The organism is Aeromonas media (assembly GCF_000819985.1).
GTDB classification, from domain to species: Bacteria; Pseudomonadota; Gammaproteobacteria; order Enterobacterales; family Aeromonadaceae; genus Aeromonas; species Aeromonas media.
In genome coordinates, this window is sequence record NZ_CDBZ01000071.1 from 13,722 (window position 1) to 35,722 (window position 22,001).

Sequence of the window (22,001 nt, forward strand, 5' to 3'; positions counted from 1 at the left end):
AAATCAACACCGCCCGACCGAGATTACTCCCGCCAGAGGTGTGATTTTTCACGTTTCCCCCCATATCGGGAGGACTGTATGGCTGGCGACACGTAAACGGGAAGCTCAGCAAGCAGACATATCGTCTGGCATGCCTCATGGGCAAGCGGAGGGGATTATACGGATTTTTTCAATTCGCGCAAGAGAAGGCGGACAGATTGTGCGCAATTTTGTGTGGCGGATGGATCTCGCTGGCGATCGCTCCCTTGCCCGCCACAAAGCGGTAACGACAATGTTGCAAACAGGCTGATAGACTGCCCCCTTGCCTCAGTCAGCGGAACGACCCCGATGCTCAAGAATCAGAAGAAAGCCTATCAATACGGACTCTGCGCCGTCGCCCTCTGGTCGACGGTCGCCACCGCCTTCAAGATATCCCTCGCCTACTTCGAGCCGGTGCAGTTGCTGCTGGTCGCCGCCATCACCTCGACCCTGACTCTGGGGTCCATCGTTGCGATCCAAGGCAAGCTGCCCCTGTTGTTGAGCTATTTCAGGGCCCGCCCCTTCTACTATCTGGCCCTAGGGGTGCTGAACCCCTTCCTCTATTACCTGCTGCTGTTCAAGGCCTATGATCTGCTGCCGGCGCAACAGGCCCAGACCCTCAACTACACCTGGGCCATCACCTTGAGCTTGCTGGCCGTCCCCTTCCTCGGCCAGAAACTGCGTCGCCGTGACGGGGTGGCCATCGTGCTTGGCTACTTCGGCGCCCTGGTGATCGCCACCAGGGGAGATGTGTTTGGCCTGCAGTTTGACAGCTCGCTCGGTGTGACGCTGGCCCTGGTCTCGACCCTCATCTGGGCAGGCTACTGGATCCTCAATACCCGCAATCAGGGGGACCCCATCGTCAGCCTGCTGCTCGGCTTCCTCATCAGCCTGCCATTCATCGTGGTGGCGACCTGGCTGCTCGCCGACTTTGCCATGACCGCCTGGCAGGGCTGGCTCGGTGCCATCTATGTGGGGCTGTTCGAGATGGGCTTCGGCTTCGTGCTCTGGCTGATGGCCCTGCGCCACGCCACCAACACGGCTCCCATCAGCAACCTCATCTTCATCTCGCCGTTTGCTTCGCTGGTGCTGCTCAATCTGTTGATCGGTGAGAGCATCCACCCCGCCACCCCCATAGGGTTGGCGCTGATCGTCACCGCCCTGCTGATCCAGCAACTTAAATACGGCAAGCGCTACCGCAAGACGGCCGAGCCACAAGCCTGACAATGCAGAAGGGCGCATCCACTGATGCGCCCTTTGTTCAATCCATCCACTCCAGCGGCTGGTGCTTGGGTAGCCGGATCTCCACCAGCAAGCCTCCCAGCTCGGAGCGGCCCAGCCTGATGGTGCCGTGGTGCTGGGACACTATCTTGGCGACTATGGCCAGCCCCAGGCCACTGCCGCCGCCGGTGCGCGCCACATTACCCTGGGTAAAGGGCTTGAGCACCCGGGAGTAGTCCTGCTCCGCGATCCCGGGGCCATTGTCAGAGAGCCGAAGCCGAACCCAGTGACCATCGTCCTTCAGTTCGGCCTGCAGCCTGGTCGCGCCGTAACGCAACGCATTGCCCGACAGGTTGTTGAGGATGCGACGGATGCTGATGGGATGGCAGGCCACCCGCACCGCCTGCTCCGGCAGTAGCAGCTCCACCTCCAGCCCCTGATCGGTCTGCATCAACAGCGCATCGTGGATGAGCTGGGTCAGGTCGATGGGATGGGCATCCAGTCCCTCGTTCGGGCGTATGTAGTCGATGAACTGATCTATGATGCCGTTCGACTCGTCGATGTCCGCATTGATGCTCTCCTTGAGATACTCATCCTCGGAGGACATCATCTCGGTCGCCAGCCGGATGCGGGTCAGGGGCGTGCGCAGATCATGGGAGACCCCGGCCATCATCAGGTTGCGCTCTTCGATAAGGCCCTTGATGGAGTGCGACATGTGGTTGAAGGTGCGGGTCAGGCGGCGTACCTCCCGCGAGCCGTGCTCTCCCAAAGCATCGGGGAACTGGCCCCGCGCCACGGCCACGGCCCCTGCCTCCAGATCTTCCAGCGGTCGCACCAGCTGGCGGGCAAAGCGCCATGCCGCAAACAGGGTCACCACCAGCAGCACGCTCATGTAGATGATGAGGGGCTCGATGTCGTCATCCTCGATCTCGGTCAGGGGGATGCGCACCCACATCTGGCTGGCCTGGGGTGGCTGGATCCAGATGATGTAGTGATCCTGAATCTCTACCCTCACCTTGGTCTTCCCCCCCAGCTCGCGGCTGATGCTCTCCTCCAGATAGGGGTAGGGTTTGGACTCCTTGAGTCCGTGCTGCTCCGCCTCTGTCTGGGTATAGATGTCACTGCCGGTCGCCACATAGACCAGTGCCTCGGCATCTTCGCTCAGCGCCAGCTGGTTGCTTTCAACCGGAAAGATGAGTTTGACCTGATTGGCCAGCAGATGACTGATCTGCTTGACGGTGGGCGCCAGCAGATAGTTGTAGAAGGTGGCGTAGGAGACAACCTGATAGACCACCAGCACGGCGGCCAGGAACCAGAGCATGCGGGAGAACATGCTACCCACTTTTTTCATTCCCCGTCACCGTCCGGCACGAAGACATAGCCAAGGCCCCACACCGTCTGCAGGTAACGGGGCTGGGCCGGATCCTGCTCCAGCAGGCGGCGCAGACGGGAGACCTGCACATCGATACTGCGCTCGGTGGCGGTGTATTCCCGGCCACGGGCCAGGTTCATCAGCTTGTCTCGGGAGAGCGGCTCGCGAGGGTGGCTCACCAGCACCTTGAGCACGGCGAACTCGCCGCTGGTCAGGGCCACCGGCTCGCCGTCCCGGCTCAACTCCCGGGTCGCCAGGTTGAGCTGATAGGCGCCAAAGCTCACCATCTTCTCGGCGGCGGACGGCGCACCGGGCAGCTCGACGGTATGGCGGCGCAACACGGCGCGGATCCGGGCCAGCAACTCACGGGGATTGAAGGGCTTGGGCAGGTAATCATCGGCCCCCATCTCCAGCCCGACGATGCGATCTACTTCGTCCCCCTTGGCGGTGAGCATCAGCACCGGGATCTGATTGCCCGCCTCGCGCAGACGGCGGCAGATGGATAGGCCGTCTTCCCCCGGCAACATCAGGTCGAGCACCATCAGGCTGAAATTCTCGCGGGTCAGCAGGCGATCAGCCTGCTCACCATTGGCAACGCCCCGCACCACAAATCCCTGTTCGGTGAGGTAACGCTCCAGCAGGGAGCGTAGTTTCAGGTCGTCATCGACCACCAGGACCTTGTATTGCTGACTCATTGCCACCTCTCTTCTCTGTCTCCTCCCAATACTAGGGCCCGCTCTGGCAACCACAAAGCATAAATATGTTACCGGTTATTACCCTTGGCTGGGGGTTCCCAGGGACAAAAAGGCTCCCAACGAGCCTCTCACCATGTGTTTCTGCTCGACAGTCAGACGACAATGGCTAAGATCCCGAGCAAGACGACGCAACCCGCCATCCAGGCAGCAGGGACTGATAAGCCCATGAAAACCAAACTCATCACCCGTGAAGGCTACAACCAGCTCCGGCAGGAACACGACACCCTGTGGCGCGAGGAGAGACCCGAGACCACCAAGAAGGTGGCCTGGGCGGCGAGCCTCGGGGATCGCAGCGAGAACGCCGACTACCAGTACAACAAGAAGCGGCTGCGGGAGATAGACCGCCGGGTCCGCTACCTGCGCAAGTGCCTGGAGGAGCTGACCATAGTCGATTACTCCCCCTCCCAGGAGGGCAAGGTGTTCTTCGGTGCCTGGGTCGAGGTGGAGAACGACGAGGGTGAAACCAAGCGTTTTCGCATCGTCGGCTATGACGAGATCTTCGGCCGCAAGGATTACATCTCCATCGACTCCCCCATGGCCCGCGCCCTGCTCAAGAAAGAGGTGGGCGACGAGGCCATGGTGCGAACGCCAGTGGGTGACGTCTGCTGGTACATCAATGAGATCAGCTATCCCAAGCAAGCCAGTGCTGGCCCAGGCTGCCAAATCGGCTGACGAGGCCAAGATGGACAGCATGCTCGGCCACCGGATGCGATTCGTGTCATTTTTGCCGGAGTGGCATCCCGCAGCCCGACCCCATATAGTGCTCACACCCGGCGCCTTGTGGCGCCAACCGGCCCGCGCGACAGTGGCCCGGCTGGTACCTTGAGTACCGCCGGGACAGACCCCCTGACCGGCGACATCGCCTCGCGCCTGCCCGTTGACCAGGACCCGACCACAGAGACCACAGATGCACAGCCATGTAATTGAGAGACAGATTGCCGGTGAGCTGAATGCCCGCCCGGAACAGGTTCAGGCCGCCGTGCGCCTGCTGGATGAAGGCTCGACCGTTCCCTTTATCGCCCGTTATCGCAAGGAGGTGACCGGCGGTCTGGACGACAGTCAGTTGCGTACCCTGGAGAGCCGCCTCGGCTATCTGCGTGAACTGGAAGATCGCCGTCAGGTGATCATTCGCTCCATCGAGGAGCAGGGCAAGCTGACTCCCGAGCTGGCGCGCGAGCTGCACGGTGCCGACAGCAAGACCCGGCTCGAAGACCTCTACCTCCCCTACAAGCCCAAGCGTCGTACCAAGGGGCAGATGGCCATCGAAGCCGGGCTGGAGCCGCTGGCCAACCTGCTGCTGACCGACCCCATGCAGGATCCGGAGCAAGCGGCAGCCCGCTTCCTCAATGCCGAGCAGGGGATCACCGACAGCAAGGCGGCCCTCGACGGTGCCCGCTACATCCTGATGGAGCGCTTCGCCGAGCAGGCCGACCTGCTGGAAAAGCTGCGGGACTACCTGTGGCAGAACGCCACCCTGCGCGCCCGGGTTGTTGCGGGCAAGGAGCAGGAAGGGGCCAAGTTCAAGGATTACTTCGAGCATGACGAGCCCCTGCACAAGGCCCCCTCCCACCGGGTGCTGGCCATGCTGCGCGGGCGCAACGAGGGGATCCTCAACCTCGCGCTGGTGACCGGCGACGATGAGAGTGCCAGCCCCTGCGAAGGGATCATTGCCCACCACCTCAGGCTCAATCTGCAGAACCGCCCGGCGGACAAGTGGCTGCAGGGGGTGGTGAGCTGGACCTGGAAGATCAAGCTGTCGCTCCAGATGGAGACCGAACTGATCGGCCGCATCCGCGAGTCGGCAGAGGACGAGGCGATCAAGGTGTTCGCCATGAACCTTCAGGATCTGCTGATGGCGGCTCCGGCCGGCATGCGCTGCACCATGGGGCTGGATCCGGGCATCCGCACCGGGGTCAAGGTCGCCGTGGTGGATGCCACCGGCAAGCTGGTCGATCACGCCACCATCTATCCGTTCGAACCGAAACGCCAGATTGATCAGAGCCTCAAGACCCTGAGCGAGCTGTGCCAGAAGCACAAGGTGGAGCTCATCAGCATAGGCAACGGCACCGCCTCCCGGGAGACCGACCGGCTAGTGAGCGATCTGTTCGAGCGCTACCCCTTGGCCCGGGCCCAGAAGATAGTGGTGAGCGAAGCAGGCGCCTCCGTCTACTCCGCCTCCGAGCTCGCCTCCCAGGAGTTCCCTGATCTCGACGTCTCCATCCGTGGTGCCGTTTCCATCGCCCGTCGCCTGCAGGACCCCCTGGCCGAGCTGGTCAAGATCGACCCCAAGAGTATCGGGGTGGGCCAGTATCAGCACGACGTCGGCCAGAGCCAGCTGGCCCGCCGGCTGGATGCTGTGGTCGAGGATTGCGTGAATGCGGTAGGGGTGGATGTGAATACCGCCTCGGTCGCCCTGCTCAACCGGGTCTCCGGCCTCTCCCAGACGCTGGCCCAGAATATAGTCGCCTATCGGGATGAGCACGGCGCCTTCAAGAGCCGTCAGCAGTTGCTGAAGGTGAGCCGACTCGGACCCAAAGCGTTCGAGCAGTGCGCCGGCTTCCTGCGCATTCGCGGCGGCAGCAATCCGCTGGACGGCTCGGCGGTTCACCCGGAGTCCTATCCGGTGGTGGAGCGGATCCTCGCCCAGCTGGAACAGACAGTGGAGAGCCTGCTCGGCAACAGCAGCCTGCTGCGCAGCCTGAAACCGGCCGACTACACCGACGAGCAGTTCGGCGTGCCCACAGTCACCGACATCATCGGCGAGCTGGACAAGCCGGGCCGCGACCCGCGCCCCGAGTTCAAGACCGCCACCTTCAAGGACGGGGTGGAGAAGTTAAGCGACCTGGTGCCCGAGATGGTGCTGGAAGGGGTGGTCACCAACGTCACCAACTTCGGCGCCTTCGTCGACATCGGCGTCCATCAGGATGGGCTGGTGCATATCTCCTCCCTGACCGACCGTTTCGTCAAGGATCCCCGCGAGGTGGTCAAGGCGGGCGACATCGTCCGGGTCAAGGTGCTGGAGGTGGATGCACCGCGCAAGCGCATCAGCCTGACCATGCGCCTCGACGAGAAAGCGGGACAACCCGCCCGCAAGCCTGTGGAATCCCGACCATCGGGTGCAGGCAGCGCCAGACCCAGGCAGGAGCCGAAACAGGGCGCCCCTGCCGGTGGCGCCATGGGCAACGCCTTCGCCGCCGCCCTCTCAAAGCTGAAGAAGTGACGATCCTGAATGACAAAAGCCCCGCGAGGGGCTTTTTACTGGGCGTCAGGCAGGCGACGGATTTTGAATCCGGCGGATCCGGCCTCTCAGATGTCCTGGCTGAAGGTCTGACGAGGGGCGGGTCTGACGGCCTGCTGGTAGTGTTGGGCTATCACCTGATTGCGCCTGTCCATGTAGGCGCCAAGCGGCCCGATTGCAGCGCCTCTGACATCCATCAGTTCCTTGCGGGCCTGAGCCTCTTTGGCGGTGGCGGCGCGGGCCACGCTCAGATCCTGTGACGAGGGTTCCACCGGTGCCAGGGCGGCGGCACGCACCTGCTGCATCTTGGCGAGGGTGGCAGCCGGATCGCCATGGACAACACCGATGTCGATGGCCACCTCACCCCCGGTGGCGTAACGCTTGCCATCCGGCCCCTGGGAAAACTGGTAGCTGGGGCTGCCCGCATGCTCGCCACCTGCCATCTGGTGCGCCTGCTCGTGCTTGCGCACCTCGAGATCCCGCTCCACCAGTGCGGCCAGCTGGCGTTGCTGCCTCTGTTGCTCCTGCTGCTCGGGATCCTGCTGCTGCCGGCGCTGGCTCTCCTCCCCCGTGGCCTCGACGAAGCGATGGGACGGGGTCGTCGGGCTGGTCTGTGCATTATCCCGGGTTGAAGAAGCGGCGGGCGGATTGGCCTGGGCGGCTCTGGACTTGTCTTTCTGGGAGGCAACACCGGACTCGGCGTTGGACGCCTCGCTCTGGCGGCTGGGAGGCACCAGTTCTGCGCGGCGGTTGTCAGTCTGCGCCGATTCCGTCTGCGGTTGCAGTTGATTCGGAATGATAGGCGGCAGGCTGACATTGATGTTCATCTCACACCTTGATGTCGATCAGGGTGCCCAGCATGTCGCTGGCAGTCTGGATCACCTTGGCAGAGGCGCCGGCATGCAGCTCGGCCACCTTGAGATTCACCAGCTCGTCCGTCACCTGTACCTGGTCACCCGACGGGGTGTTGAGGCGGGCGAGCTGGCCGGATGCCTGACCGGCCAGTTGCTCGGCCCGCTGGAATCCCTGTACGCCCGTGGTCATGGCAGAATCGATACGCATCGGCTCACTCCTTTCATGGTTGGCTAATTATCCACCACCTCGAGGCGTTATTGAAGCATGTCGCTCAAGGATCAGCCAATGAACTGTCGCAACAGTGTGATGAAAGGCTCTGGATGGGAGATGAAGGGGGCGTGGGAGGCCTTCTCCAGCACCAGGCTGCGGCTCGCGGGATAACGCTCGTCCAGCAGCGGTATGGCCGCCTTGGGCACCAGGGAGTCCAGCCTGCCATAGATCCGCAGCCAAGGCAGATCCAGACCGACCAGCTCATCCCGCAGATCCACGTCGGCCAACAGGCCGAGACCCGCCTCCAGCGCGGCAAGCTGGGGAGCCGGACGCTCCGCCAGCCAGTGGCGCAACTGGCGAATGTCGTTTCTGGCATGCTCGCTGCCCATGGCCTGGATCGCCAGGAAGCGCTCTATGGTCTGCATGAAGTCCCCCGCCAGCATCTGGTTGAACCCAGCAAGCACCTTGGGGGCTATCCCGGGCCAGTCTTCGCGGGCCATGAAGCAGGGGGAGCTGGCGACAGTAATGAGGGAGTGGAGGCGCTCGGGCCGGGTCAGGGCCAGCTGGCTCGCCACCAGACCGCCGAGGGACCAGCCGAGCAGATGGCATTTTTCCGGCAGGACTGTGGCAACCTGCTCCGCCAGCCAAGGCAGGGTGTACTCACTCCCCTCGTGCAGAGGGCTGTTGCCAAACCCGGGCAAGTCCACCAGGTGCAGCCGATAGTGGGCCGCCAACTGCTGGGCAATACCGTGCCAGACAGCACCATTCATGCCCCAGCCATGCAACAACACCAGGTCCTGGCCCTGGCCAAACCGCTCAACCGATACGCTCATCTAGACTCAAGATCCCTGTTCATCTGCTTGGAGCCTGCATGTTAAAGCGGCTGCTCGCCAAAGCAAGTCCGATCCTCGGCAGCCGGTCCGACTGGCTCGGCCTCTGCCTGCTCTGTCGCCAACCCTGTGATGATCAGCCTCTGCTGTGTAGCTGGTGCCAGCAGTCCCTGCACCAGCCTTGCCGCAAATGCAGGCTGTGCGCGACCCCCTTGCCAGAGCAACATACAGGAAACGAGCTGCTGTGCGGACGCTGCCAGCGCAGGCCCCCGCCCTGGGAGCGGCTGCAGGTGATAGGCGACTATCAGCCCCCCTACTCCCTGCTCATTCCCCGGCTGAAATACTCGGGCCAGATCCTGCTGGCGCCGCTGCTCGCCCAACTGCTGGCCGACCATCTGGAGGGAGACGATCCTCCCGAGGTCATCATCCCCGTCCCCCTGCACTGGTGGCGCCAGTGGTGGCGCGGCTTCAATCAGGCAGAGGAGATAGGAACCGCCCTCGGCGAGCTCACCGGCATCCCCTGTGACACCCGGCTGCTGCGCAGGGTCAGGGCCACTCCGCAGCAAACCCGGCACAGTGCCGGCCAGCGGCGGCGGAACCTGCGCGGCGCCTTCCAGATAGCGCCCCACCATTACCGTCACGTGGCCCTGCTCGATGACGTGGTGACCACGGGGGCCACCGCAGGTCAGCTCAGCCGCCTGCTCCATGAGAGCGGTATCACCAGGGTGGAGGTGTGGGCCATCTGCCGTACCCTGAGACACCTCAAATAACCGGGCAGGGATCCGGCCAAGCAGGCCGATGGCGGCATGATTCCGATACGCCCGGGCTCACAAGCTCGCCATCGACACGCTACCCAAGCCCCTCCAAGCGAGTTATCATGAATACCCTAGTCGTACACTCAGGTTTATGAGGATAGTGATGATCAGCATTTCCGACACCGCCCAGGCCCACTTCCGCAAGTTGCTGGAAAAGCAGCCTGATGGCACCAACATCCGGGTGTTTGTGGTCAATCCGGGAACCCAGAATGCCGAGTGCGGCGTATCCTATTGCCCACCCGACGCGGTCGATCCGGAAGATCAACACCTGCCCTTCAGTGGCTTCGACTGCCTGGTCGATCCCCTGAGCGCCCCTTACCTAGTCGATGCCACCATCGACTTCGTCACCGATCAGATGGGCTCCCAGCTCACCCTCAAGGCGCCAAACGCCAAGATGCGCAAGGTGGCCGACGATGCGCCCCTGGCCGACCGCATCGAGTACGTGCTGATGTCTGAAGTGAACCCCATGCTGGCCGGTCACGGTGGCAAGGTGACCTTGATTGACATTACCGACGACAAGCTGGCGATTTTGCAGTTTGGTGGTGGTTGCAACGGCTGTTCTCAGGTGGATTACACCCTGAAAGAGGGGATCGAGAAGCAGCTGCTGGAGAAATTCCCGGGCGAGCTCAACGGCGTGAAGGATGCCACCGAGCACCAGCGTGGCGATCACTCCTACTACTGATTTGTTGCCATTTCGGCGCAAAGAAAAGGCCCCGCCAGCTGGCGGGGCCTTTTGCATTCTGCGGCGGGCAGATCACTCGTCCTTCTTGTCTCGCGACAGCAGGGCGATGGCCGCCTCTTTCGGGTTCTTGCCTTCGTACAGCACCTTGAAGATCTGCTCGCAGATGGGCATCTCGACGCCACAACGGGCCGCCAGCAGATGCACCTCCTTGGTGTTGCGATAACCTTCCACCACCTGACCGATCTCGGTCATGGCGGTTTCCACCGACTTGCCGGCCCCGAGGGCCAGACCGAAGCGACGGTTGCGCGACTGGTTGTCGGTGCAGGTCAGCACCAGATCCCCGAGCCCTGCCATCCCCATGAAGGTCTTGGCATCCGCACCCAGTGCGGCGCCGAGGCGTTGCATCTCCACCAGGCCCCGAGTGATAAGCGCGGTTCTGGCGTTGGCGCCAAAGCCCAGCCCGTCGGAGAGACCGGCGCCGATGGCGATGACGTTCTTGACCGCCCCACCCAGCTGCAGACCGATGAAGTCCGGATTGGTATAGACCCGGAACGAGCGGCCGCAGTGCAGCAGTTGCGAGAGATCATCGGCAAAGTCGTCGTGGGTCGACGCCACCGAGATGGCGGTCGGCAGGCCGGCAGCCAGCTCCCTGGCAAAGGTCGGACCCGAGATCACCGCCAGCGGGATAGTCTCCCCCAGCACGTCACGGGCCACGTCCTGCAACAGGCGGCCGCTGTCCGGCTCCAACCCCTTGGTGGCCCAGGCGATACGGGTATCGGGGCGCAGGAAGGGTTTGACCCGGGCCAGCACCTGACCGAACACATGGCTCGGCACCACCAGCAGCAACACGGGAGCGGCCTGCACCGCCGCTTGCAGATCCGCAGTCAGCTGCAGATCTGCAGGGAAAGGGACATCAGGCAGAAACGCCTTGTTGCAGCGATCTTGTTCCAGCTCGGCGACATGGGCAGGATCGTGACCCCACAGCAGGGTCGGATGGCCGTTGCGCGCCAGAGAAATGGCAAGGGCGGAGCCATAAGACCCCGCCCCCAAGACCGAGATTGCGATCTGGTCGGCCATTATCAGGCTTCCGCAGTCGCCTGCTGGGCCTGAACCTGTGCCATGTGCTGGGCAAACAGGGCGTCGAAGTTGACCGGTGCCAGGTTCAGCTGCGGGAAGGAACCCTTGCTCACCAGGTTGGCCACGGCTTCGCGGGCATAGGGGAACAGAATGTTCGGGCAGAAGGCGGCCAGGCAGTGTGCCAGCTGCGGCTCCGGCAGGTTGCCGATGGTGAAGATACCAGCCTGCTGCACTTCACACAGGAAGGCAGTTTCGGTTTCCAGCTTGCAGGTCACGGTCAGGGTCAGCACGACCTCGTACACGCCGTCAGCCAGGACATTGGTCTTGGTGTCCATGTCCAGCTTGACGTCCGGCTGCCACTCTTTCTGGAAGATGTGCGGAGTATTGGGGGCTTCGAAGGAGACATCCTTGGTGTAGACACGCTGGATGTGGAATTCCGGTTGCACTTCCTGATTGTTGATTTCGTCAGCCATTTCGTTTGATTCCTTTTTAAGAAAATAGGTGGGCGCAGGCCCTTAAATCAGCGTTTTTTGGTCACCGGCAGATTATCTGCACGCCATTGGGCCATGCCACCGCTGAGCACATATACCTGTTTGAAGCCGGCCTTGCTCAGTTGGCGACCCGCGCCACCAGCGGTCATCCCCGACTCGCACACCACTATGATGGGGGCATCTTTGTGCTTTTCAACCGGGCCCAGATTGTTCGCCTGGATCTGGGTGAGGGGAAGGTGATGGGCACCGGCCAGATGACCCTTGGCAAACTCATCCTGACTGCGAATGTCCACCACGATGGCATTTTCACGGTTGATCAGCAGGGTGGCGCCGTGATTGTTCACCGCCTTCACCGGAGAAAAACGAGCACGCACAGTGGTATACACCAGGGTGCCTGCCAGGCCGAACCAGGCTGCTGCCAGCAGCGGGTTGCGGGCCGCAAAATCCAAATACTCTTGCATCTTCTACTATCCAGGGACCAAGACAAGGGCCCGAGTATACATGGGGCCCTTGATAAGATCAGCCATCTTGGCGGCAAAGCGAGAGCAAGCTCCCATCAGGGATTGCCCGTCCCAAAACCGGCTTGGGGAAGGGCTGCCACCCGCTTCGGGAGAGAGGCGCCAGGGGGAGAACCCTACACAAAGACAAGCCAGCAACATGCCGAAAACAGTGGGATAACAGGTAAAAACAGAGGTGGAAGAGGGACTTGGCTATCAGGTGACTATTTCGGCAGATGTAGTAATATTACGCTAGTTTCACTTCCCGCAATTCATTCCTATCCGAGAGGACATAGTCTTATGTCAACAGCTAAGAAACCTTTGGTTCTGGTCATCATGGACGGTTGGGGCTACAGCACCAAGCAAGAGCACAACGCCGTTGCCGCCGCCAAGACCCCGAATCTGGATCGCCTGGCCCGTGACTACACCAGCACCCTGATCTCCGGCTCCGGCCTGGACGTGGGTCTGCCGGACGGCCAGATGGGCAACTCCGAAGTGGGCCACGTCAACATCGGCGCCGGTCGCATCGTCTACCAGGAGCTGACCCGCATCTCCAAAGACATCCAGGACGGCGACTTCTTCCAGAACGTCGAGCTGGGCAAGGCTGTTGACACCGCCGTGACCAAAGGCAAGGCCGTGCACATCATGGGCCTGATGTCCCCGGGTGGCGTACACAGCCACGAAGAGCACATCATGGGCATGATCGAAATGGCCGCCAAGCGTGGCGCCGAGAAGATCTACTTCCACGCCTTCCTGGATGGCCGTGACGTACCGCCGCGCTCCGCCCAGTCCTCCATCGAGCTGTTCGACGCCCTGTTCGCCCGTCTGGGCAAGGGTCGTTTCGCCTCCATGATCGGCCGTTACTTCGCCATGGACCGTGACAATCGTTGGGATCGCGTGCAGCAAGCCTATGACCTGATGACCCAGGGCAAGGGCGAGTTCACCGCCGACAGCGCCAGCGAAGCCCTGGCCAATGCCTACGCCCGCGACGAGAACGACGAGTTCGTCAAGGCCACCCGCATCGGTGACGCCGCCCCGATGGAAGACGGCGATGCGCTGATCTTCATGAACTTCCGTGCCGACCGTGCCCGCGAGATCACCCGCGCCTTCGTCGACAGCGACTTCACCGGCTTCGCCCGTGCCGCCACCCCGGCCCTGAACTTTGTGATGCTGACCGAGTACGCGGCCGACATCAAGACTGCCTGCGCCTACCCGCCCACTGCCCTGGTGAACACCCTGGGTGAATGGCTCGCCAAGCAGGGCAAGACCCAGCTGCGCATCTCCGAGACCGAGAAGTACGCCCACGTCACCTTCTTCTTCAACGGTGGCGAAGAGTCCTGCTTCACCGGCGAAGATCGCGAGATCGTCGCCAGCCCGAAAGTGGCCACCTACGACCTGCAGCCGGAAATGAGCTCCGAAGAGCTGACCGACAAGCTGGTCGGCGCCATCAAGAGCGGCAAGTACGACGTCATCATCTGCAACTACCCGAACGGCGACATGGTTGGCCACACCGGCGTGTTCGATGCGGCCGTCAAGGCCTGCGAAGCCGTTGACCACTGCATCGGTCGCGTCACCGAGGCCCTGGCCGAAGTGGGTGGCGAGTGCCTGATCACCGCCGACCACGGCAACGCCGAGAAGATGCTGGACGAAGAGACTGGTCAGGCGCACACCGCCCACACCAATCTGCCGGTTCCCCTCATCTATTTCGGTCGCAAGGCCGAGGTACTGGAAGGCGGTAAATTGTCCGATCTGGCCCCGACCATGCTGACTCTGATGGGTCTGCCTGTCCCGCCGGAAATGACTGGCAAGCCCCTGATGATTCTGAAATAATCCTGCCCCATGCGGGGATGCGAAGTTATTTCACAGAAAACCAGTCGCGTCGGCCTGTTGGCCGGCGCGCTGTTTTTTTGCCTGATCGGCGGTGCCGGCACGGCCCAGGCTGCGAACCAGCAGCTGGGGGCCATGCAGTCCGAGATCAAGGAACAGCAGAAGACCCTCAAGCTCAGCAAGCAGGAGCTTGCCAAGCTCAACACCCAGCTCAAGGCTGACGAGCAGGCCATCTCGGCCGCCGCCGCCAAGCTGGATCAGACCAGACAGCAACTGAAGCAGAACCAGCAGAAGCTGGCCGAGCTGCAGCAGGACAAGCTGGCGCTGGAACAACAAGCGAAACACCAGAAACAGTTGCTGGCCAAGCAGGCGGAAAGCGCCTTCCAGGCGGGCAACCACGACTACCTCAAGCTGCTGCTGAACCAGCAGGATCCGGCCAAGCTGAGCCGCTCTCTCGATTACTACGACTACCTCAACAAGGCCCGCATCGAGGCCATAGACGCCCTGCGCGCCACCCGCAACAAGCTGGCGAAAAACCAGCTGGCCACCAAAGAGACCGAGACCAGGCTGCAGACCCTGCTGAGTGAACAGCAGCAGCATCACCAGAGCCTGCTGGCCAGCCAGCAGAGCCGGGCCAAGGTGCGCAACCAGTTGCAGCAGTCGGTGCAAAACGACGAACAGAAGCTCACCAAGCTGGTCAAGGCGGAGAAAGCCCTGAAAGCGCGGCTGGAAGAGCTGCGCCGTCAGCGGGAAGAGCAGGAACGCCGCGAAAGGGCCGAGCGGGAGCGCCTCGCCAAGATCAAGGCTGAGCAGGAGCGCCAGCGCCGCCTGGAGGCGCAGCGACTGGCCGCCGAGCAGAAGCGGATTGCCGAGCAGCAACGGATCGCGGCACAGCAGCGGCAGGCCGGCGAACAGCAAAGGCTCGCCGCCGAACAACAGAGAGTCACCGAACAGCAGAACCGGGTGGCGAAGCAACAAGCCGCCGCACGCAGCAGCAGCACCAAGGCAAGTGGCAGCTACAACGGCCTCAGCACCAACGGCAGTCTGCGCTGGCCGGTACAGGGCCCCATCCTCATCTCCTATGGCTCGCCGCGCACCGCCGAGCTCAAGTGGAAGGGCACCCTGATAGGCGCAAGCGAGGGGACCCAGGTCAAGGCAGTCGCCCCTGGCCAGGTGGTCTATGCGGACTGGCTCGACGGCTTCGGCATGCTGCTGGTGATCGATCACGGCCGCGGCTACATGAGCCTCTACGGTCACAACCAGTCGCTGCTGCGTCAGGTGGGCCAGAGCGTGGAACAGGGCGAACCCGTGGCCCTGGTCGGCGACAGCGGCGGTCAGGACAGACCCGGTCTCTACTTCGAGATCCGTTACCAGGGCGAGGCCATCAACCCGACCAAGTGGCTGGCCAGACGCTGAGTCCCTGCTGACGGGGCCATCAACCCGGCCAACAACAGCTGGCCAGATGCTGAGCCAGCCCTTCTCCCGCGAGGGGAGAAGGGTGCAAAAGACGACAACACCGCTTCGTTTACCACTTCACCTAGCAAAAAGCCTGCATCGTGCAGGCTTTTTGCTTTGCAGGGGAAGAGCAACGCCGCCCACCCCCGTTGATGAAAACTTACCTCTTTTCCACCCCGCTCAGGGGAAGACCACCAGCCCGATCTGCTCCAGCAGCCCCTGCTGCTGCTCTTCATTGATCTGCACGCCGTCCAGGTTGACCCGGCGCAGATCCAGCCCGGGCAGGTCGCACTGGCGCAGATCGCAGCCCTGCAGGTTGAAGCTGGTCCAGTCGATCTGCCCAAACTCGGAGCCGCTGAGATCGGATCCCGCCAGGGAGGCCCCCAGCAGGCTGGCCCCCTGCCAGCGGTTGCCGCCGAGCTCGCACCTCTCCAGCAGGCAGCCGTCGAAGTTGGCGTAGCTGAAGTTGTTGCCGGTCAGATGGGCATCGCAGAAGTAGCTCTTGACGGTGATCTGGTTGGCAAAGCTGGCGTGGGCGAAGTTGATGCCCATGGCCTGGCAGTCGCGCATCTCCAACCCCAGGCACTGGCTGCGACTAAAGTCAGCCAGGGTGAGGTCGCAGCGCAGGAAGCTCGCCTCCCGCAAATCGCAGCCCTGCAACTGGCAGCCGAGCTCGCGCTCCCGCTCGTAGAAGCTGCAGTCAACAAAGCGGCATTCGGCCAGATCGAGCCAGGAGAAATTGCAGCCGACGAAGCGGCACTCCGAGAACGATTGCCCCTCCACCTCCTGCTGCTCGAACCTTTTCCCCTCGAAGCACTTGCCCTTGATCATCCCCAGCCTCTCCTGTGATGGCGTCATATGCTGACTTTTTTGCGCAAAAACGGTAATGTTACCTGTAACATTCTTTGCCGGATCCCGAGATGAACGACACCCGCAAGCGCCGCCCCACACTGCAGGACATCGCCGACCTGACCGGGGTCACCAAGATGACCGTCAGCCGCTACCTGCGTGACCCGTCCGCCGTGGCCGAAGGCACCCGTGAGCGGATCGCCGCGGCGGTGGAGGAACTCGGCTACATCCCGAACCGGGCACCGGACATGCTCTCCAATGCCACCAGCAAGGCGATCGGCATCCTGATCCCCTCCCTCTCCAACCAGGTCTTCTCGGCAGTGATCCACGGCATCGAGGCGGTGACCCGGCCCGCCGGCTACCAGACCCTGCTCGCCCACTACGGCTACAGCCCGGAGCGGGAGGAGGAGCAGGTCGCCTCCCTGCTCTCCTACAACGTGGATGGCCTCATCCTCTCCGACACCCAGCACACGGATCGCACCCGCAAGATGATCGCCACCGCCGGCATCCCGGTGGTGGAGACCATGGATCTGCCGCTCTCCCCCATCGACATGGTGGTCGGCATGGATCACCGCGCCGCTGCCCGGGCCATGGTAACAGAGATGCTGCGCCGGGGACGGCGCAAGGTGGTCTATCTGGGGGCGCGCCTCGACGTGCGTACCCAGCTGAGGATGGAGGGCTACTACCAGGCGATGGCGGACTTCGGCCTGAATGGCCAGCACCTGCTGACCGAGCAGTCCTCCAGCTTCACCCTGGGGGGCCAGTTGCTGGAGCAGGCCATGGCCCGCTATCCCGATCTGGACGGCCTGTTCTGCACCAACGACGACGTGGCGGTCGGTGCCCTGCTGCAGTGCCAGGCCAGGTGGATACCTGTGCCCCAGCAGATCGCCATCGCTGGCTGCAACGCCCTCGACATCGGCCACGCCATGACCCCCAAGCTCGCCAGCATCAGCACCCCGCGCGAGGCCATCGGCCGCGAGGCGGCCGCCATGCTGCTGGCCCGGCTCAATGGACAACCCCAGACCGAGCACCGCAAGGACATGGGCTTCTCCCTCTATGAGGGGGAGAGTCTGGGATAATCCCCTCCCTCACAGACTAGAGCCACGCCGATAGCAAACAGGCCACCCGAAGGTGGCCTGTTTGGTTTTTCTGCACAACTGATGCTTAGCGTTTAACCATTTCAACCGCTTCGCGGGAGAGACGGGTCACCTCCTCCCAGTTGCCACTCTTGACCGCATCGGCGGGCAGCATCCAGGAGCCGCCGACCGTGGCCACGCATTTCAGCGCCAGGTAGTCAGCGACGTTTTTCGGGCCTATGCCGCCGGTGGGGCAGAAGCGAACCTGGGGCAGAGGGGCGGCGATGGCGGAGAGCGCCTTGGTGCCACCGTTCGCCTCGGCCGGGAAGAATTTGAGGTGGTCGTAACCCGCTTCCAGCGCCTGCATCACCTCGGACGGCGTAGCCACCCCCGGGATCAGCGGCGCCGTGCTCTTGGCCGCGTGGGCCAGCAGGGCCGGGGTCATCCCCGGGGAGATGACGAAGCGGGCACCGGCGGCAACGGCGGCGTCAAACTGCGCGCAGTTGAGCACGGTACCGGCCCCCACCATGGCATCCGGCATCGCCTTGGCGATCAGAGCGATGGCCTCGAGGGCCACCGGGGTGCGCAGGGTGATCTCGAGCACCGAGATGCCGCCATCCAGCAGCGCCTTGGCCATCGGCAGGGCCTGCTCCAGGTCGTTGATGACCATCACGGGCACCAGGGGGGAGGCGGCAAACACCTCGGCAGGGGTCACTTTCCAGTTCTGCATAGCTCTTCCTCAGTCAAAGATGGTGGCGCCGCACTCGGCGCTCGATACCGCGCGACGCATCACGCTGAACAGTTCACGGCCCCACCCCTCTTGTTCCTGGGTGAGGTCGATCTCGGCCTGGGTACGGCCACTCAAATCGGTCAGGCAGTCGAGGCGACCGGACTCGGCATCCACCCGCAGCAGATCGCCATCCTGCAACAGGCCTATGGCCCCGCCGTGCAGCGCTTCCGGGGTGACGTGGATGGCGGCCGGGATCTTGCCGGAGGCGCCGGAGAGACGGCCATCGGTGACCAGGGCCACCTTGTGACCCGCCTTCTGCAGGTTGCCGAGCACCGGCATCAGTTTGTGCAGCTCCGGCATGCCGTTGGCAGCCGGGCCGTTGTGGCGCACGACGATGACGGCGTCCTGGTTCAGCTGACCGGCCTTGTAGGCCGCCTCCACCGCGTGCTGGGAGGAGAAGACCCGGGCCGGCGCTTCAATCACCCGGTATTCGGGGGCGACCGCTGAGACCTTGACCACGGCGCGGCCCAGGTTGCCACTGAGCAGCTTGGTGCCACCTGTGGCCTGGAACACGCTGCCAGCGACGGACAACACGCTCGGATCCGTACTCTCCCCCACCGGTTGCCACACCAACTTGCCATCCACCAGCGCGGGGCGGCTCAGGTAATCCTGCATCTCGCCAAACACCGGGGTGGCATCCAGGTGGATCAGGTCCGCCTCCGCCAAACGGCGCATCAGGCCAGGCACGGCCCCCGCCTGCTCGAAGGCGTTCACGTCAGCCGGGCCGTTCGGGTACATGCGCACCAGCAGCGGCACCACGTCTGAGAGATCGCTCAAGTCGTCCCAGGTCAGCTCCAGGCCGGCGGCACGGGCCAGCGCCACCATGTGGATGCTGTGGTTGGTGCTGCCGCCGGAGGCGAGCAGGGCCACCAGGCCGTTGACCAGGGCGTGCTCGTCCAGCACCTGGCTCAGGGGGCGGTAGGCCGGGGAGCCCGGGATCATGGCGCTGATGCGGTGGGCCGCCTCCTCGGTGAGGGCGTGGCGCAGCTCGCTGTGGGGGTGGACGAAGGCGGAGCCCGGTAGCATCAGTCCCATGGCCTCGAACACCAGCTGGTTGGTGTTGGCGGTGCCGTAGAAGGTGCAGGTGCCAGCCGAATGGTAGGCGCCGCACTCCATCTTGAGCAGGGCATCGCGGCCCACTTCGCCGGCGGCGTACTGCTGGCGCACCTTGACCTTCTCGTCGTTGCCTATGCCGCTCGCCATGGGGCCGGCGGGCACGAAGGCGGTGGGCAGGTGAGCGTGGGAGAGGGCCCCCATGATCTGGCCCGGGGCTATCTTGTCACAGATGCCGAGCAGCAGAGTGGCGTCGAAGGTGTTGTGGGAGAGGGAGACGGCGGTGGCCTGGGCGATGAGATCCCGGGAGAACAGGGACATGTCCATCCCCGGCTGGCCCTGGGTCACGCCGTCGCACATGGCGGGCACGCCGCCGGCGACCTGGGCGCTGTGGCCGAGTCCGGCCAGCGCCCCCTTGATGATGTCCGGGTAGCCCTGATAGGGCTGATGGGCGCTCAGCATGTCGTTGTAGGCGGTGACGATGGCCACGTTGGCGCGGGTCATGTCGAGGATGCGCCCCTTGTCATCACAGCTGGAAGCGGCCACGGCGTGGGCCAGGTTGCCGCAGGAGAGGGAGGCGCGGGTCTTGCCCTGCTCGGCCTGGCGCTGGATGCGGGCCAGGAAGGCCTGGCGGCGAGCGACACTGCGCTCGCGGATGCGGTTGGTCACTTCGGTGATCACGGGATGGGTCATAGGATTGTCTCCAACACGGAAATACGGACGCGATCGACAGGGGCCGGGCGCGCGAAATGGCTCATTGCACCTGTGCCAGGGCGGTGACGGCGCGGTCGACCACCTGCTCGAAGGTGCCATCTATGTCGACGCGAAACACACCGGCCTCGCCATCCGGCCGCTCCAGGGTCTCAAACTGACTTTTTACCATGCCTTCCCGCATGAAGTGACCCTGGCGTGCCCGCATCCGGTCGAGAATGAGGGACTGGCTGCCGTCCAGAAACAGGAAGTGCACCGATTCGTTGCCCTCGCGGATCTGGTCGCGGTACTGCTTCTTGAGGGCAGAGCAGACGATGACGCCCAGCTCGTTCTTCTGCTCCAGGCTGTAGGCCGCATCGCGGATCCGCTCCAGCCAGGGCGCCCTGTCTTCATCGTTGAGAGGGTTGCCGCCCGCCATCTTCTGGATGTTGGCGCGGGGGTGCAGATCATCACCGTCGATGAACTTGGCGCCCAGGGCGCTGGCCACCTTGAGGCCTATGCTGGACTTGCCACTGCCACACACACCCATCACGATAATGCTCTTGCCCGCCATTATTTGACCTCTCTCTCACTTTTCAAAAAACGTTTGTCTGATGGGTTCTAAGTTAGCACGTTACCGGTAACATGTTACCGGTAACGTTGCGCAATGTGAAGTGGAGCACAGAAATGTGCAGAACAACTACTAGAACCATTTGAGGACATTTTATGGACGGAGCGATGAACACACCCGATGTCGCCTATCTGCTCTCGGTAGCCGCTGGGGCTATCGTCATGCTGCTGGTGCTGATCATGCGATTCAAGGTACATGCCTTCGTGGCATTGACCCTGGTCAGCATGCTGACGGCCCTGGCCACCGGGGTCACCTATGACCAGGTGATCCCCACCATGCTGACCGGTTTCGGCGGCACCCTGGCCTCGGTCGCTCTGCTGGTCGGCCTCGGGGCCATGATAGGCAGGATCCTGGAGATGACGGGGGGCGCCAAGGTACTTGCCGACACCCTGATCAACCGCTTTGGCTCCCACCGCGCCCCCTTCGCGCTCGGGGTCGCCTCCTTGCTGTTCGGCTTCCCGATCTTCTTCGATGCCGGCCTCATCGTCATGCTGCCCATCATCTTCAGCGTGGCCAAGCAGTTCGGCGGCTCAGTCCTCAAATATGCCCTGCCCTCCGCCGGTGCGTTCGCGGTGATGCACGCCTTCCTGCCGCCCCACCCGGGCCCGGTGGCCGCCAGCGAACTGCTGGGTGCCAACATAGGGCTGCTCACCATAGTGGGTCTGCTGGTCGCGCTGCCGACCTGGTATCTGGGTGCCTATCTGTTCGGGCTCTGGTCCGGCAAGAAGTTTGAGCTACCCCTGCCCCCGAGCTTCACCGAGACCGCCGAGCGACTCTCCGACAAGGCGCCGAGCTTCGGCCAGGTGATCTCCATCCTGCTGCTGCCGCTGGTGCTCATCTTCATGGATACCGGCCTCAACACCCTAGGCGTCATGGGTGTCATCGACAAGGGTGCGGACTGGGTCAACGTGCTGCGCATGGTCGGCAAGACGCCGGTGGCCCTGCTCATCACTGTGCTCTATGCCCTCTGGCTGTTCCGCCAGACCCAGGGCAAGGTGCAGCTCGAGAAGTTCTGCAACGATGCGCTGGCTCCCGTCTGCGCCGTCATCCTGGTGACGGGTGCCGGTGGCATGTTCGGCGGCGTGCTGCGTGCCAGCGGTATCGGCACGGCCCTGGCCGACGTGCTCTCCGACACCGGCATGCCGGTGATCCTGGCCGCCTTCCTGGTCTCCACCGCGCTGCGGGTGGCCCAGGGCTCTGCCACAGTGGCGCTGACCACCACGGCCGCCCTGATGGCGCCGACGGTCGCGGCCACGGCCGGGCTGAGCGATCTGGACCTGACCTTCATCGTCATCGCCATCGCCGGTGGGGCGACTGTGCTCTCCCACTTCAACGACTCCGGTTTCTGGCTGGTCAGCCGCTTCCTCAACATGGACGAGAAGACCACCCTCAAGACCTGGACCGTGATGGAGACACTGCTCGGTACCATCGCCTTCCTCATCGTTGCCATGGCAAGCATCGTCTTCTAACACCCCCATCTCGGGGCCCCATCCGGCGGCCCCGATATGGCGTCACATCGACATTTTTACGGATTCTTGCTTGGGCCCGTCGCCACAGATTGCTAGAATT

21 protein-coding genes are annotated in these 22,001 nt (G+C 63.3%); 9 read left to right on the forward strand and 12 right to left on the reverse strand.

Annotated features, from left to right (window positions below):
* The first annotated feature begins 327 nt into the window (after window positions 1-327).
* Entirely contained in the window at window positions 328-1,242 is a 915-nt protein-coding gene (locus BN1127_RS06195; protein ID WP_042648862.1) for a DMT family transporter, read from the forward strand.
* A gap of 37 nt (window positions 1,243-1,279) precedes the next feature.
* Here the strand turns inward: BN1127_RS06195 and envZ are convergent, their stop codons facing one another.
* Window positions 1,280-2,590, reverse strand: a complete 1,311-nt coding sequence (gene envZ, locus BN1127_RS06200) for a two-component system sensor histidine kinase EnvZ (protein WP_042648863.1) — start codon at window positions 2,588-2,590, stop codon at window positions 1,280-1,282.
* On the reverse strand, window positions 2,587-3,306 hold the full coding sequence (gene ompR / locus BN1127_RS06205; RefSeq protein WP_005328510.1) for an osmolarity response regulator transcription factor OmpR: 720 nt from the start codon (window positions 3,304-3,306) through the stop codon (window positions 2,587-2,589). Before ompR ends, envZ begins: the two co-directional genes overlap by 4 nt.
* Window positions 3,307-3,531: 225 nt before the next feature.
* On the opposite strand from ompR, the gene greB reads away from it, so the two are divergent.
* A complete protein-coding gene (gene greB, locus BN1127_RS06210; RefSeq protein WP_042648864.1) occupies window positions 3,532-4,038 on the forward strand; it encodes a transcription elongation factor GreB in 507 nt (168 codons plus the stop codon).
* A gap of 235 nt (window positions 4,039-4,273) precedes the next feature.
* Window positions 4,274-6,586 (forward strand): Tex family protein, encoded by a 2,313-nt coding sequence (locus BN1127_RS06215; RefSeq protein WP_042648865.1) that lies wholly within the window; start codon window positions 4,274-4,276, stop codon window positions 6,584-6,586.
* Between the two features lie 86 nt (window positions 6,587-6,672).
* Here BN1127_RS06215 and BN1127_RS06220 read toward each other — a convergent pair whose 3' ends face one another.
* The 3 genes from BN1127_RS06220 to bioH all read right to left on the reverse strand — a co-directional run bounded on the left by BN1127_RS06220 (window position 6,673) and on the right by bioH (window position 8,502).
* Window positions 6,673-7,431 (reverse strand): putative metalloprotease CJM1_0395 family protein, encoded by a 759-nt coding sequence (locus BN1127_RS06220; RefSeq protein WP_042648866.1) that lies wholly within the window; start codon window positions 7,429-7,431, stop codon window positions 6,673-6,675.
* A gap of 1 nt (window position 7,432) precedes the next feature.
* The gene (locus BN1127_RS06225) at window positions 7,433-7,666 is read right to left on the reverse strand and encodes a flagellar hook protein FlgE (RefSeq protein WP_042648867.1); all 234 of its coding nucleotides are present in this window, start codon (window positions 7,664-7,666) and stop codon (window positions 7,433-7,435) included.
* Window positions 7,667-7,737: 71 nt separating this feature from the next.
* The gene (gene bioH / locus BN1127_RS06230) at window positions 7,738-8,502 is read right to left on the reverse strand and encodes a pimeloyl-ACP methyl ester esterase BioH (protein ID WP_042648868.1); all 765 of its coding nucleotides are present in this window, start codon (window positions 8,500-8,502) and stop codon (window positions 7,738-7,740) included.
* 38 nt (window positions 8,503-8,540) lie between these two features.
* Between bioH and BN1127_RS06235 the strand changes: the two genes are divergently transcribed.
* Both BN1127_RS06235 and nfuA read left to right on the forward strand, forming a co-directional pair.
* The gene (locus BN1127_RS06235) at window positions 8,541-9,269 is read left to right on the forward strand and encodes a ComF family protein (RefSeq protein WP_042648869.1); all 729 of its coding nucleotides are present in this window, start codon (window positions 8,541-8,543) and stop codon (window positions 9,267-9,269) included.
* A gap of 148 nt (window positions 9,270-9,417) precedes the next feature.
* A complete protein-coding gene (nfuA, locus tag BN1127_RS06240; RefSeq protein WP_033129997.1) occupies window positions 9,418-9,996 on the forward strand; it encodes a Fe-S biogenesis protein NfuA in 579 nt (192 codons plus the stop codon).
* A 72-nt stretch (window positions 9,997-10,068) separates the two neighbouring features.
* On the opposite strand, the gene gpsA is transcribed toward nfuA, so the two are convergent.
* From gpsA to BN1127_RS06255, 3 genes are read right to left on the reverse strand one after another with little or no spacing between them, the layout of a single operon-like run.
* Window positions 10,069-11,073, reverse strand: coding sequence for an NAD(P)H-dependent glycerol-3-phosphate dehydrogenase (gene gpsA, locus BN1127_RS06245; RefSeq protein ID WP_025325374.1), 1,005 nt, complete (start codon window positions 11,071-11,073; stop codon window positions 10,069-10,071).
* A 2-nt stretch (window positions 11,074-11,075) separates the two neighbouring features.
* The gene (secB, locus tag BN1127_RS06250; RefSeq protein ID WP_005328525.1) at window positions 11,076-11,546 is read right to left on the reverse strand and encodes a protein-export chaperone SecB; all 471 of its coding nucleotides are present in this window, start codon (window positions 11,544-11,546) and stop codon (window positions 11,076-11,078) included.
* A 47-nt stretch (window positions 11,547-11,593) separates the two neighbouring features.
* Window positions 11,594-12,025 carry a rhodanese-like domain-containing protein gene (locus tag BN1127_RS06255; protein ID WP_005328526.1) on the reverse strand — a complete coding sequence of 144 codons (432 nt, stop codon included), beginning with the start codon at window positions 12,023-12,025 and terminating at the stop codon, window positions 11,594-11,596.
* Between the two features lie 336 nt (window positions 12,026-12,361).
* Between BN1127_RS06255 and gpmM the strand changes: the two genes are divergently transcribed.
* Complete coding sequence (gene gpmM, locus BN1127_RS06260) at window positions 12,362-13,891, forward strand: 2,3-bisphosphoglycerate-independent phosphoglycerate mutase (RefSeq protein ID WP_042648870.1); 1,530 nt, start codon at window positions 12,362-12,364, stop codon at window positions 13,889-13,891.
* A 9-nt stretch (window positions 13,892-13,900) separates the two neighbouring features.
* Entirely contained in the window at window positions 13,901-15,304 is a 1,404-nt protein-coding gene (locus BN1127_RS06265) for a peptidoglycan DD-metalloendopeptidase family protein (RefSeq protein WP_042648871.1), read from the forward strand.
* Window positions 15,305-15,523: 219 nt separating this feature from the next.
* Here the strand turns inward: BN1127_RS06265 and BN1127_RS06270 are convergent, their stop codons facing one another.
* A complete protein-coding gene (locus BN1127_RS06270; RefSeq protein ID WP_042648872.1) occupies window positions 15,524-16,174 on the reverse strand; it encodes a Qnr family pentapeptide repeat protein in 651 nt (216 codons plus the stop codon).
* 89 nt (window positions 16,175-16,263) lie between these two features.
* Here BN1127_RS06270 and BN1127_RS06275 point away from each other — a divergent pair, with 89 nt between their 5' ends.
* Window positions 16,264-17,271, forward strand: a complete 1,008-nt coding sequence (locus tag BN1127_RS06275) for a substrate-binding domain-containing protein (RefSeq protein ID WP_041206674.1) — start codon at window positions 16,264-16,266, stop codon at window positions 17,269-17,271.
* Window positions 17,272-17,356: 85 nt separating this feature from the next.
* Here BN1127_RS06275 and BN1127_RS06280 read toward each other — a convergent pair whose 3' ends face one another.
* The 3 genes from BN1127_RS06280 to BN1127_RS06290 all read right to left on the reverse strand — a co-directional run bounded on the left by BN1127_RS06280 (window position 17,357) and on the right by BN1127_RS06290 (window position 20,375).
* Window positions 17,357-17,998 (reverse strand): bifunctional 4-hydroxy-2-oxoglutarate aldolase/2-dehydro-3-deoxy-phosphogluconate aldolase, encoded by a 642-nt coding sequence (locus BN1127_RS06280; protein ID WP_042648873.1) that lies wholly within the window; start codon window positions 17,996-17,998, stop codon window positions 17,357-17,359.
* Window positions 17,999-18,007: 9 nt separating this feature from the next.
* Complete coding sequence (gene edd / locus BN1127_RS06285; protein WP_042648874.1) at window positions 18,008-19,804, reverse strand: phosphogluconate dehydratase; 1,797 nt, start codon at window positions 19,802-19,804, stop codon at window positions 18,008-18,010.
* A gap of 61 nt (window positions 19,805-19,865) precedes the next feature.
* Entirely contained in the window at window positions 19,866-20,375 is a 510-nt protein-coding gene (locus BN1127_RS06290; RefSeq protein ID WP_005328545.1) for a gluconokinase, read from the reverse strand.
* Window positions 20,376-20,539: 164 nt separating this feature from the next.
* On the opposite strand from BN1127_RS06290, the gene BN1127_RS06295 reads away from it, so the two are divergent.
* Window positions 20,540-21,901, forward strand: a complete 1,362-nt coding sequence (locus BN1127_RS06295; protein ID WP_226171055.1) for a GntP family permease — start codon at window positions 20,540-20,542, stop codon at window positions 21,899-21,901.
* Window positions 21,902-22,001: the final 100 nt, after the last annotated feature.